The 12,085-nt window shown below is 63.3% G+C and carries 12 protein-coding genes; 8 read left to right on the top strand and 4 right to left on the bottom strand.

Annotated features, from left to right (window positions below):
- Nucleotides 1-104: 104 nt before the first annotated feature.
- The 8 genes from AC1DT7_RS05575 (at nt 105) to AC1DT7_RS05540 (ending at nt 6,222) form a co-directional block, all read left to right on the top strand.
- Nucleotides 105-1,040 (top strand): hypothetical protein, encoded by a 936-nt coding sequence (locus AC1DT7_RS05575; protein ID WP_478034812.1) that lies wholly within the window; start codon nt 105-107, stop codon nt 1,038-1,040.
- Nucleotides 1,012-1,434 carry a hypothetical protein gene (locus tag AC1DT7_RS05570; RefSeq protein WP_478034811.1) on the top strand — a complete coding sequence of 141 codons (423 nt, stop codon included), beginning with the start codon at nt 1,012-1,014 and terminating at the stop codon, nt 1,432-1,434. Before AC1DT7_RS05575 ends, AC1DT7_RS05570 begins: the two co-directional genes overlap by 29 nt.
- Before the next feature lie 11 nt (nt 1,435-1,445).
- A complete protein-coding gene (locus AC1DT7_RS05565) occupies nt 1,446-1,910 on the top strand; it encodes a LexA family transcriptional regulator (RefSeq protein WP_478034810.1) in 465 nt (154 codons plus the stop codon).
- 69 nt (nt 1,911-1,979) lie between these two features.
- Nucleotides 1,980-2,285, top strand: a complete 306-nt coding sequence (locus tag AC1DT7_RS05560) for a hypothetical protein (protein WP_478034809.1) — start codon at nt 1,980-1,982, stop codon at nt 2,283-2,285.
- On the top strand, nt 2,270-3,421 hold the full coding sequence (locus tag AC1DT7_RS05555; RefSeq protein WP_478034808.1) for a M23 family metallopeptidase: 1,152 nt from the start codon (nt 2,270-2,272) through the stop codon (nt 3,419-3,421). The genes AC1DT7_RS05560 and AC1DT7_RS05555 overlap by 16 nt, the downstream gene beginning before the upstream one ends.
- A gap of 101 nt (nt 3,422-3,522) precedes the next feature.
- The gene (locus AC1DT7_RS05550) at nt 3,523-4,194 is read left to right on the top strand and encodes a hypothetical protein (protein ID WP_478034807.1); all 672 of its coding nucleotides are present in this window, start codon (nt 3,523-3,525) and stop codon (nt 4,192-4,194) included.
- A 237-nt stretch (nt 4,195-4,431) separates the two neighbouring features.
- Nucleotides 4,432-5,082, top strand: a complete 651-nt coding sequence (locus AC1DT7_RS05545) for a hypothetical protein (RefSeq protein ID WP_478034805.1) — start codon at nt 4,432-4,434, stop codon at nt 5,080-5,082.
- Nucleotides 5,083-5,496: 414 nt separating this feature from the next.
- Entirely contained in the window at nt 5,497-6,222 is a 726-nt protein-coding gene (locus AC1DT7_RS05540) for a hypothetical protein (protein WP_478034803.1), read from the top strand.
- Between the two features lie 71 nt (nt 6,223-6,293).
- Here the strand turns inward: AC1DT7_RS05540 and AC1DT7_RS05535 are convergent, their stop codons facing one another.
- The 4 genes from AC1DT7_RS05535 to AC1DT7_RS05520 all read right to left on the bottom strand — a co-directional run bounded on the left by AC1DT7_RS05535 (nt 6,294) and on the right by AC1DT7_RS05520 (nt 10,711).
- Nucleotides 6,294-7,076, bottom strand: coding sequence for a hypothetical protein (locus AC1DT7_RS05535; RefSeq protein WP_478034802.1), 783 nt, complete (start codon nt 7,074-7,076; stop codon nt 6,294-6,296).
- Nucleotides 7,077-7,369: 293 nt separating this feature from the next.
- Entirely contained in the window at nt 7,370-7,864 is a 495-nt protein-coding gene (locus AC1DT7_RS05530; protein WP_478034801.1) for a hypothetical protein, read from the bottom strand.
- A gap of 213 nt (nt 7,865-8,077) precedes the next feature.
- Nucleotides 8,078-8,629, bottom strand: coding sequence for a hypothetical protein (locus tag AC1DT7_RS05525; RefSeq protein WP_478034799.1), 552 nt, complete (start codon nt 8,627-8,629; stop codon nt 8,078-8,080).
- Nucleotides 8,630-9,406: 777 nt separating this feature from the next.
- Nucleotides 9,407-10,711 carry an O-acetylhomoserine aminocarboxypropyltransferase/cysteine synthase family protein gene (locus AC1DT7_RS05520; RefSeq protein WP_478034797.1) on the bottom strand — a complete coding sequence of 435 codons (1,305 nt, stop codon included), beginning with the start codon at nt 10,709-10,711 and terminating at the stop codon, nt 9,407-9,409.
- Nucleotides 10,712-12,085: the final 1,374 nt, after the last annotated feature.

Here is a 12,085-nt window from a genome sequence, read left to right as displayed (position 1 = left end):
CACCCGGACACGCGGCATTGCCAGATGGCGGGGTGTCCGCTCGCCGCGCCCCCTGTCCGGGGCGACGCCCTGCCCTGCCCGGCCGCCCGGGACCATGAGCGCGCGTGATCGACCCCGCCATCCTTGATGCCATGCTCGAGGCCGGCGCCTCGGCCGAGGTGATCGTCGCCGCGGTCAAGGCAGCCGCGACGCGCGAGGATGCGCGGCGCGCGGCGCAGCGTGCCGGCAATGCGCGGCGGCAACGGCGCTATCGCGAGCGGCTGTCGGGGGACGAGACGGGCGATCTGTTCGAGGGGGTGGAGGGGAGTACCGCCTCCGCCGCTTTGGCGATCCCGTGCGAAGATAAGGAGCCGCCCCTCCTTCGTCATGCCGGACCTGTTCCGGCATCCATCGAGCCGCAAACGCCGCGGCCGTTGCGTACGCGGCCCGATGGCCCCCGGAACAAGTCCGGGGTGACGGATGGGGGTGGCGACACCGATCCGTCCATCCCAAAGGAGCAGATTCAGGCCTCGCCCGATGACGCCCGTAACGCGTTACAGGACGCAACCGACGGCCAGTCCGGCGTGACGGGCATCATCCCCCCTTCCCTTGATAAAAGCCCCCAGACCCCAAAAATTAATCCCATCCCCCGTGCCCCCATGGGGGATTCCCCGCGCGAGGCCGGTGCCGGCCGGCGGTTCCCCTGCCCCGCCGGCTGCGACCCGGCCGACTGGCGCGACCTGCTCGCCAACCGGCAGGTCAAGCGGCTGGCGATGACCCGGGCGGCCTACCGCAAGCTGATCCGCGATCTCGACGCGCACAGCGACGACGAATGGCCGCCCGGCAGGCTGCTGGCCCATGCCGCCGAGAGGGGCTGGGCGCAGATCTTCGATCCCCGAGACGACCATCAAGGAGCACGCCGCCATGGCAACCGCCGCCCTTACCGATCCGGTTCCACCTGCCCCGCCCCCGGCGATCCCGCCGAGCCGTGCAACCCTCTCGTCCGCGCCGTGCTGCGATCCGAAGCTCGCGATGCTGGTGAGGGAGGCGCCGGTTTTTAGCCATGTCTGCACGCCCGAGGAGCGCAGCGCGCTCGCCGCACTGGCCGTCGCGGCCGAGGCGGCGCTGGCCCCGGCCAGCCCGCGCGAGATCAGGCGGATGATCGGCAAGCTCGCGCTCGGCTTTCCGGCCGGCAAGGCGAGCGACCTGGAGGCGGAGGCCCGGCTGGAACTCTATGCCGAGGGGCTGGGCGACATCCCGGCCGACCTGCTCGGCGCCGCCTGTGTCCGGGTGCTGCGCGACTGCCGCTTCTTCCCCTCGATCGCCGAGATCCGCGAGCGCTGCGCCGGGGTCGCGGTGCGGCGCTGGGAGGTGTCGCGCATCCGCACCCTGATCGCCGCGCACGACCGCGACCGCGACCGCCTGGCGCGGATCGCCGCGCCGCTTTCCGCCTGAAGGAGACCGATATGAACGACATGACGCTTTCGCCCTGGGAGCGCGAGGTGCTCGCCTGCGTGACCGAGGCGGCCGAGGCTGGCCGGGTCGCGCCGACCGGCGACGAGTTGCAGGAACGCTGCGGCTGCGATTCCATCAGCACCACCGTCAACCTGGTGCAGCGGCTCGAGCGCAAGGGGCTGATCCGGGTCGAGCGATACCAGCGCACGCGGCGCATCACGGTGCTGGCGACGGGCAAGGCGACCGCGCCGGTGACCAACAAGACGCCGCACTGGCGCACGAAGAAACGGCCCGGCCGCATGCCCTCCGCCACGCTGCACATGGTGAAGTCGCGCGATCCGGACATGGCGATTCAGATCATCAAGGCGGCGCGGCGCGAAGGGCTGGGGCTGGACGATTTCATCGCCGAACTGGTCTGGGCCGGCTGGCAATCGCGCGAGGAGGCGTTCGCGGCGCGGGTGGCGGCGCTCGGGTGAAACGGCCCGGCTTGATTCAACAATCGTGGCGCCGGCGCCAGGGCCGGTGCGACATCGAAGGAGAGCCTCATGGTCGACAGCATCGATCCCTCAACGACCCCGCCCCTCGCGCCGGGCACGACCGATCCCGACGCCGATACCGCGCCCGCCCTCGACCCGAACCTCCCGCCCGACGCGCCGGCCGAGCCGGAGGATGAGAGCGACGAGGAGTGGATGCGGCGGTTCATCGAGGAGAATATACACCTCGCCTCGCCGCGGGTGGTGCGCCCGCCCGCGCCACCGCCCCAGCCCTGGGACGGCCCAAGGTCGCAGTGGAAGGTGCCCGATCACCTGAGCATGCCGCACCCGAACGGCGGCTTATGGCGATGGCGCTGATGTCGCGCACGATGAACGATCTGGACGAGGTCACCGGCGGCACGCGCGCGGCGACTTATGAGGAGGTGGACAAATATTTCGGCCATGCCCTGATCGCCGAAGGACTGGTGCCGTTCACCTATATCGCCGACGAGGCGAGCCGCTGGTGGAAGGCGGGCGGGTACAAGGTGCTGGGCTCCTCTGCCGAAGAAGCGACCAACTCGCCAGCGGCCGCCATGATGACGAATGCGACGTTCATGGCCAACGCCTCTGCGCCAGACGAAACAACGGGTGCCCAAGGCAGCGCAGCGGTCCGGTCATCCATCGATATGAATTTCAACGGAATGATGATCGATGACGGGGTCGATGAACGGGAGGGAAGAGGCGACAGAAGCGCAGAGGCAAATGGAGCCCCAACTGGCGGTTCATCGAATAGCCCGGCGCGAGCAACGACGTTGGCGGATGTGATCAAGGGAGTCGAAACATGGGGTTCACGCCGGTCTGCACCGGCCAGGGCGACACCTCCGTCGCCCCCCAGCCCTACCCCAGCCCTTAGACCGACGCCTGCTCGGCCGTCAGCTTCCGGGAACAGCCTGCCCGGTGCTCTTAAAAGAGATTGGCCGGTGCCTGGCGGAGGGCGCACCGCGCAGAAGGGAAAAAGGGATTCTCGCGGCAAGGAATATTCCGACGGCAGTTATGATCTGACTGGAGGAAAGAGAGGCGGTCGTAAGCATAAGGGATATGACCTGCCGGGAGAAATTGGCGCTGTCGTAGGTGCCGCCGCCAACGGTGTCGTGGTCGCGGCGGATACCGAGCGCGAGAAGATCTGGGAACGCGACAAGGACGGCGCGATCAAACGGGACAAGCAGGGGCGAAAGCTTTTCAGGCGCGGCAAGAAGGTGGTGGGTTGGGGGAATTACGTCATCATTCAACACCCCGATGGTTATCGGACGGTCTATGCGCATCTGCGGGAAGTGCCACAGTTAAAAAAGGGTCAGACTGTTCGCGCGGATCAGGAGATCGGGCGGCTGGGTATTACGGGGAACGCTGCGACGAAGGGCAGTCACGTCCATTTCGAGGTCCGTGATAGAAGTATGGCAAAAACATACGACCCTGCCGATTGGCTGTCCGGGCGTCTGCCGGCAGCGCGCCACTGAAAAGGGCCATGTGACCAAGTACATTCAGGTGTGAGAGGCTATAGATCATCCGGAACATTTGCGGTACAGATGAACTGAAATCGGCTGCGGGATAGATGCGGATGGCCAGCACGTGGATCAATCTCGGCATCGTCGTGACGCTGTTCGCGTGCACGGCGTGCGGCAACGACAAGTCACCGCACGCCTCGCCGGACATGTCGAAAACTGCAACGTCGTCAGGCTCAGGCAAGGCAGGCGGGACCGTCGCGGCGCGCACGGCGGCGGCGATGCCGGATAGGGCGAATGCTGCCCGCGCGAATCGTGAAGCCGAAGAGGCCGGACGGCAGCCGCCGCTGCCTGAGCGGCCTTTTCCCAAGGTCGGAGATATCGTGCCAAACGATCGGGCACCCCTTCACGGCGGATGGTCTTACACGGGCGGCAGCTTCTACGGCTTCATGGAGAATAGTTGCTGCTTCGATCACTATGACCAAATGGAACCGAATGGCTCCAATATTGGCAAATCTCTCTACGTGATAACCGATCCCACCGAACGAGATGCCTCTGGAGGTATTTCGAAGGGACGTGTCACGCTTATCTTTTACGCGCGCATCGACGCGTTGGAGTCTAGGGTTTGCAATATTGGCGGGCGCCAGGCCGTCGTCGCGTTTGCCGATGAGAATTGGCGCAACGGCAGCGCTTATGTCACCGATGGCAAGACACTGCACGTCACGAGGTGGCGCGATAAGGCTCCCCCCGGTTGCGACCGACCGGAGGATGGTGAAGAACGGGATTAGAGGGTGTCCAGGGTTCGGCCCCGGACATTTTGGAAACACAGTGCAAGAGTCGGCATATTGGCCAGCTTGCAACGCGCGATCACCCTCGCACTGCCAACTGCATGGGCGCAAACCTCGAGTTTAATATTGTGTCCCCGAAATACTAAGGCGTTTATCTCCCCCATGAAATGGCGGTCTTTCGGGCTCAGTGGATTCTAGGCGCGTTCTACTGGCCGAAGTTGATAGCGGAGTTGATGCATGAATATCGCGTTTTTTCCGCATCGAGCCATCGGCGCCCGCCTCGTTGGGGTGTCGATTCTGCTGGCGCTGCCGGTTACGCCGGCCTTCGGGAAAGGCGTGCCCCAACCCGGCATCGACAAGCCGACCAGGGTTGTCGCAGCCGACTTTGCGAGGCGATTCCCATGCCTCGATGCCGGTCTGCCTGACTGGGGGACTCGGCCGTACAAGGGCTGCATCGGTGATGTCCAGATCGAACCTTATCGATCGAATGATCCCGCCAGAGAGATTATCCTGATGATTGCCATATTCGACCTCACTAAAGGCAGGACGACCAGGATCAGGCGCGAAGTATCCCCGATTTATGGGCAGACGATGCGGTATCTTTTTCCGCATTGGCCGCAGGCAAGCGCCTGGCTGTACCGGAGCCTCGAAAATACGCGGCAACGAGGGTGCCCAAGCATCGCTCATATCCGGGACATATGGATGATTGTCCGGCCTTCTTATGGTGCCCGTGGTGGGCACGACTATGCCGATGTGATCATCACGCGATCATCAGACACGTTGGACGATTACAGAAAGCTGGACGAGCCGATGTGCGACCGCCTTCCCTTCGTCGAGGAGATCAAACTGGCCGGCGCAAAGTCCCGACAAAAACCGCAGCGGCGTTAAACCGGATGGCCCGCGCGCTGCGTAACGGCGGTTGCGTAAGGTGACACGTGCAATAATCCCCCGTGCTTCGCGCGCCTGGATGGCTCTCGGGCGACAGCGCTCCGTCCAAAGGGCGAAGAATAAATTCGATGAGCATTAGGCGCATATTGCACGTGTCACCGTTACACCTTCATGGATAAATACACCGACGATCTTATCGACGTGACAGACTATATGTACGATCCGGGAAAAGTAACGCTTCCCCCGACTAGCAGCCTGCGCGGCCAGCCCAAATAGGGTCATGGTACACCGCCAGCCTCATCATTGCGGTACGGTGCGGGTGCTTGCGTCCTACGGGAACGGGTGCCCAGGCATTGACTTGTCGAGAACAAAAAGAGATCATCGTTAGAGGCAATATGATCGCAGGAGAGATCGGTGAAGCGCCGGGGAGAGACAAGTAGCCTAATATGTGCCGTCATCGCCGCTGCTGTAGCGGTCGCCGTTTCACCTACCGCGACGGTTGCTCGGCCTGGTTCCGCCGCGAATGCAAGGATCGCCGCTACACTTTCGATAGCGCGCGCCAAACGGGCGATCGCAGCTATCGGGGCGCGTCGGGCAACCTGCAAGGCGAATGACTATTCGCCACAACTTTTCGAAGAGTGCGACGGCAAAGCGATCGATGCCTATAACAAGCTCCTGCCGCGCGCGCGTACCGGCGCGCGTCGCGACGATCTCCTCGCTGCGATGCTCCCAGCCTTTCAGGAGGCGCAGAATCCGGACCGCGCCTATTATTCAAGCGATTCCCTAGCGGGCGACGTCGCCACCGTTTCCGCCTATGCCGATTTTGCGCGCCGCCGGGCGGAGATATTGACCGGGGTTTCCAGTATCCCGTCGCCGCTCAAGCCAGTTCGAGGCGAACAGGGTCTGTTCGACTGGATCGACCGGACGCCGGATCTGCGGAGGTCGACTAGCAACTCGATATCGACGCGGGAGGCGACCCGACGCTGGGACGCGATCCGCACAGCGGATTGTGCGGCCTATCCGGTCCCACGATGCTCAGAGCGGCTTGACGATGAAATGCGGCGAATGGTCCGAGACCTGACGGTCGAGCAGCCTTCTTCCTTCAAGAAGGGCGAAAAGCGCCCGCCACGCCGCTTTTGAGGAGATATGGGACCTCTTGACGGCATCTGCTCTACCGGGCCTGATCCCGGCAGGTGGGTCTGGCCATCCTGTCAGCACCATAATTCCTGTTTGACCAAACGCGGGTTACGGCATTGGCCGGGCGGCAGGGCCATCTTCATCCCCGGCCGCCAAAGGCCCAGCCGCGCCTCGATATTGGGCATTTCCGAATCGATCACAGCCAGCGGGTTGCCGTCCGCATATCGCGTGGCGCTGCGATAGCGCAGGACCTGCCCATAGCCGCCTGCCCCAAGCCTGCTGACCGTCATCCAGAAGCCGAACGGCGCATCCTGGGTCGGCTCGGCCGAGATCATCGCGCCGCGCAAGCGACCATCGGCGACATAGCGTATTTCCTGATTGTTGTTCCGCCCGGTCCGCTTTTCGAAGACGGGCGCGAAGCTGTCGCGCGCACGGTCATAGGCAAGCACCATCGTCGCCACGCGCTGATCGCCATTGCCACCGTGCAGGCTCGCGACCTGCACCAACAGGAGCTTCTTGCCGGCCTCCGGCTGTACGATCCTGGCATCGTTCAGGAAATGCGCCTCCGAATACAGGTCGTCCCCGGTCGACAGCGCCAGCATATGCGCCAGATCCGGCGGGCATGTCCGGCCACCATCGTTGCTGACGCACAGGCGGATGGCGCCGGGCGCCTTGTCGTCGCCCATGCCGAGCGGATCGGGAATATCGGCGCCCTGCGACGCCGTGAACCGCCAGGGCGAGCGCGTGCCGAACGGCTGGGTCAGGTCGATCGACGGCATCGTCTGCCGCGCCGGCGCGGATTGGCCGACGGCCGGAGCGGCCAGCGACAGAAGAAGAAGCGACGCAAACACTCTCATGGCATTCCCTTTCAGGCACTCGTCCTATGGATATGACGATATCTGCCGCACCGATATGGTTTTCGGCGTCTACGAAGCGTCCTTTTGAGCACGCCGGACTCCTACGTCCCACGATGGCCGCATCGTCGAGATCGACCTGGCGCCCGCAACGCTGACACCAGAAGTTTCCGGGCGTAACCCAAGGATCAAGACAGCCCGGAAGGAAAAAGCGCAGATTCGGAGCAAGAGGCCTCCATCCACTGGATCGAGGCGAATTCCGTAGCCAGAGAGGCGGGGATACAGCGGCGCCTGGCTTACTCCGCGCCTGCCCCATCAAGCGGCTCGATCGATTTACCAGCGTTCGTGCAAACAAATCTTGAAGCCCGGACAGGCTTGCTCATGCTCACCGCATCTGCGCGCCAGATTTGTCCGAGATTCGGACTGGATGTCATTGCACGCCGGTCGATGCGCATTCCTGCCTGGGGAGCCAGTTCTCGCTCAAAAAACTGGACGCACCTTTGAACAGTGGCATCGGTAATAGCCGAGATGGCCACTTCGTCGGCTCCCACGCCGTTGGGCAACATGCCAGGGACAGGATCAGCGGAGACCATGTCCTGTGGCGAGGCCATGGCGGTGAGAAGGGATAACAGCGCAAGCATAGGACGCAAACTAACATGCTCCTCCACGTGGCTCAACGATTTGTCATTACTTTCGGCATAGGCGTCTGCATATTGTTGGGTACCTATGCCAGCGACAAATTCGCGCGCGCCATGTGCCGAAGATCTGATATTCCGGCAGATGTCGACCACAGTCGGTCGTACAGGGTGACGGTGGGGAATGACCGGTTCAGAGAAGACCTGCCGTCGCCGGCGCCAGTACCGGACGATCCGCATCGCGCCCACCACAGACGTTCCCGGGTGTGAGGGTGGCCTGGAACCCGTCATTCGCCTAAATTTCCAGGGAACGACGGCAAGCGTCCATATATTGCCGTTCAGGGGCAGCATCACGAGTGCCGATTGCGGTCATTCCCAGACGAAGATCGTTCGCAATTTGCAGCCGCTCGGCTCCTGCCCCTCCTCGAACAAACGGACGCGCTTGATCGCCGCCAGTTGCGGCGCGCCGAAAGGCGTCGGCGATGTGAAATAGGCGGTTCCATGGGCACCGTTCCAGATCGCGACCTGATAACCCTGTTTTACCCGTTGCTGCGCAAACATGGCCGGTCTGTCTGAGGTCGGCGGGTTCAGCATCCGCCCCTTCGCAGGCGATGCCCAGCCGATGCCTTGAACCTCGAACGAGCCGAACGCGCCTTCCCACCGAAAGCTGCCGCCATGAATGCCGCCTTCCAGCGTTGTGACCTTCTCGCCCGCCAGCAGATCGATGATCGGCGCATACCCACAAAAGCGCGCTGGCCCGACGAGTTCACTCGCCTTGGCAGGTGCCGCTTCAGACAGGACAATTCCGAGCGCTATCGAAAGCGCCAGCTTCCCGAGGGTATGGCAAAACGATCCATTGCGAGAACGTGCGCGCTCAACATCGCTCTGTCCAGCAGCAGCGCTAACTGAACCCGACTGCAACGGCCGCTTCGACCTCGCATCAGCGACGAGCAGTCAGGCAGGTTTCCACCAGGCCAAGTCGCTCCGTGTTGATCGCGAACTGCCTCGGGCGAACGGCAACAGGTGGTGGAGAGCGGACGGTTAGCCGAACCATCTATCATGCATCGCGCGGATGAAATTGGCGTTAGCGACGGGAAGCCCGGATGCTGAGCCGATGACCGAGTCAACGCCGCAATAGGGGCAGAGGGCAGTACCGCTCTCGTCCTCAACCCACTCCTCTACGTCACTGACTGAAAACACTTTTTCACAAAAGAAGCACCCGCAAACAGCGCTGCGCTCCAGCTCTGCTCGATGGTTGGCTGAATGGCGGTGAGCGGCGTCGAGCGTGATGCGTGGAAAGTCCATGGACGCAGTGTCGGCGGGATCGGGAATGACTGCAACTGGGCGACAGCGGCCGATCCACGGCCACCTGGACGAAGGGCAGCTATCCTGGTTTGCTCGCTCCAGAGTTGACCATCCGGAATCGGTAGGATTTTCGGGTATGCGGTCGCCCAACCGGTCGAATGCGTTGCGGCCGCTTCTGACAACAGCGGTCATTCGCTACGATTGCAGCGAACCGCCGGAAATGTCCCACGACCCGGCGTTCCAGCAAGGGGGGGCTGATCATCGGTCTACTGCTCGAATTCACCTCCGTCGTGGCACTGCTCGAGCCGAAGCGCTCGGCGGCGCCGGGCGCTGCGACGCCGCCGCTCTGTTCGACCCGGCAGCCGCGCACGCCCCCCGGCGCGCGCGGCCCCATCACTGCGCTGCGTTCGCGCGGTCGAGCGCCTGGCTAAGGTCGGCGAGGATGTCGTCGATATGCTCGAGGCCAATCGAGAGGCGGACATAGCCTTCCGACACACCCGTTACCAGCTGCTCCTCGGCCGAGAGCTGCGAATGGGTGGTCGACGCGGGATGGATCGCGAGACTGCGCGCATCGCCGATATTGGCGACATGGTAGAAGAGCTGCAGTGAGTTGATGAAGGCGCGCCCCGCCGCGCCCCCACCCGCGAGTTCGAACCCGACCAGACCGCCCTGGCCGCCGGCCAGCACGCGCGCGGCGCGCTCCGCCTGCACGCCCGTCTGGACGGACGGATGGATTACCCTCATCACCTCGGGCCGCGCTTGCAGGAAGGCGACCACCTTGGCCGCATTCTCGCAGTGGCGCGGCATGCGCAACGGCAGCGTCTCCAGCCCCTGAAGGATATGGAAGGCGTTGGTCGGCGACAGCGCCGCGCCCAGATCGCGCAGCAGCACGGTGCGGGCACGGAGTATGTAGGCGATCGGGCCGAGCGGCTTGGCCGCCTGGCTCCACACCGCGCCGTGATAGCTGCGATCGGGGGTGTTGAGCAGCGGCTGGCGATCGGGGAAAGCCTCCCAGTCGAAATTGCCGCCATCAACGATCATCCCACCGATCGACGTGCCGTGACCGCCGATATATTTGGTCGTCGAATAGACCACGATTGCCGCGCCATGGTCGAACGGACGCGCGATCAGCGGCGCGGCGGTGTTGTCGACGATCAGGGGGATGCCGAGCGGGCGACCGAGGGCGGCGATCTCGCCGATTGGGCCGACGATCAGCTTGGGATTGGGCAGCGTCTCGATATACCAGGCGCGGGTGCGATCATCGCTGGCGCGGACAAAGGCTTCCGGATCGGCGGGATCGACAAACCGGACGTCGATGCCCTGGTCCTTCAGCGTGTTGGCGAACAGGTTCCAGGTGCCGCCGTAGAGATCGGTGCCGCTGACAATGTTGTCGCCGGCGCGCGCGAGATTCTGCACTGCATAGGCGGAGGCCGCCTGGCCCGAGGCCACCGCGAGCGCCGCCGCGCCGCCTTCCAGTGCGGCGATGCGCTGCTCCAGCACGTCGGTCGTCGGGTTCCCGAGCCGGGTATAGATGTTGCCCAGCTCGCGCAACGCGAACAGGTTCGCGGCATGGTCGGTGTCGCGGAACTGGTAGGAGGTGGTCTGATAGATCGGCGGCACCACCGCGCCGGTGGTCGGGTCGGCGCGCCAGCCGGCGTGCAGGGCAATCGTTTCGGGGTGCAGCGTGCGCTCGGCCATCGTCGGTCCTCTCAAGGGCGTGTCGGTATATTGGCGTCAATGCTAATGGCCGCGCTCGCGAAGAGGAGATAGATTTCCTTGGGAGCGGCCCGCCTCGAACTCAACCATGACGGCAGCGCGGCCTTCGCAGGAATCGCGCACCAATCGACAGGCCGAACCACAGTTGGATGCCGCGCGCCACCACGCGCGGCAAGGGACGCGTCGTTACCATCAGAAGCGGACGCCCACCGCGCCTAGCAGGCTGTTGAGAAAACCTTCGTCATTCCCGCGCAGGCGGGAATCCATAAGCTTGGCGCTCTGGTATCGCACTGAAACGCAATGGGCTATGGATCCCCGCCTGCGCGGGGATGACGATTGAGGTCGGTCCGAATCATCTTTTTCAACAGCCTGCTAGAGCGACCGGGGTCGACCGGACCTGTGACGATAGCCTTAAACCTGCCATTCGCGTAAATTTCCAAGTAATGACGGCAAGCGCCCAATAGCGGACTCAAGCGCTCCTTGCTAAAACCTCTCGTTATGAACTTCGCGTATATCCATCGAGCGTTGAAGCTCAGCGCCGGGATGCTCGCAATTTCGCTCGTAGGCGAAGGGGTATTTCAGGTTGTCGGATGGCTATCCGGGACGAAATCCTACATCCTGTTCCCATATGCTGGCTTCGCGGCGGTCTTCTTACCGCAGGTCCCGTTAGATCAACAGGCTGGACCAGTCAGTCCGATCCTCAGACTGTCGGTGGCGGCCGTCCTTTTCGCGGTCGTCTGCGCAAACGCCATGCTAGTCTCGATCGTGAACCACGTCGGATGGAACATTGGGTCCGTGTCGCTCGCCGTTCTACCCGGGTGGTATGTGGTCACCCTCGCCATTCTGGCTGGCGACCAACTCCTTCGTTCGTTCAAGCAGCGACGAGCGAACGGCAGCTAACCACCAGGCCAAACCGTTCCGCGTTGACCGCGAACTGCCTCGGGCGAACGACAACAGGTGGTGGGAAGCAGACATGCGCGTTCTAGCTCGCGGTTACGTTTCCAGATAGCTGCCGGGGACTATGCTGTCCGACCCCGCACCCGTAAATTGGATCGCGCCCGTGTGTCCGCGAGGGAGTAAATTGGCGGCTGCACCCTTCGGCCACTCTATAGCGGTTATGGTGACTTCGACGTCCATGCAGGTGTTTGCGGCCGAGCGGACGCATCCTTGCGGCACATCTTCATGCGCATCGTTACGCACCTCGTAGCACTTAGTGAAAACATCCCCGACGTGGGCATCTTGATAGTTGTCCGAGACGCATAGGAACGTCCGGCGATCCATATCGCGTGTGCGTATCTCGCGGACCCAGAGGGTATTTCGGTTGCCGACATCATCCATCACAAGAGATTTGATCCG

The sequence above is a fragment of the Sphingomonas sp. P3_C6 genome, assembly GCF_056402595.1.
The sequence above is the reverse complement of the archived record's forward strand: the minus strand, read 5'-3'. Positions and strand labels throughout refer to the sequence as shown.

Excerpts from the sequence above, each read along its gene's own strand:
- AC1DT7_RS05570 (WP_478034811.1), top strand. The coding sequence starts at position 1,012 with ATGCTGGTGAGGGAGGCGCCGGTTTTTAGCCATGTCTGCACGCCCGAG.
- AC1DT7_RS05565 (WP_478034810.1), top strand. The coding sequence starts at position 1,446 with ATGAACGACATGACGCTTTCGCCCTGGGAGCGCGAGGTGCTCGCCTGC.
- AC1DT7_RS05560 (WP_478034809.1), top strand. The coding sequence starts at position 1,980 with ATGGTCGACAGCATCGATCCCTCAACGACCCCGCCCCTCGCGCCGGGC.
- AC1DT7_RS05555 (WP_478034808.1), top strand. The coding sequence starts at position 2,270 with ATGGCGATGGCGCTGATGTCGCGCACGATGAACGATCTGGACGAGGTC.
- AC1DT7_RS05550 (WP_478034807.1), top strand. The coding sequence starts at position 3,523 with ATGGCCAGCACGTGGATCAATCTCGGCATCGTCGTGACGCTGTTCGCG.
- AC1DT7_RS05545 (WP_478034805.1), top strand. The coding sequence starts at position 4,432 with ATGAATATCGCGTTTTTTCCGCATCGAGCCATCGGCGCCCGCCTCGTT.
- AC1DT7_RS05535 (WP_478034802.1), bottom strand. The coding sequence starts at position 7,076 with ATGAGAGTGTTTGCGTCGCTTCTTCTTCTGTCGCTGGCCGCTCCGGCC.
- AC1DT7_RS05520 (WP_478034797.1), bottom strand. The coding sequence starts at position 10,711 with ATGGCCGAGCGCACGCTGCACCCCGAAACGATTGCCCTGCACGCCGGC.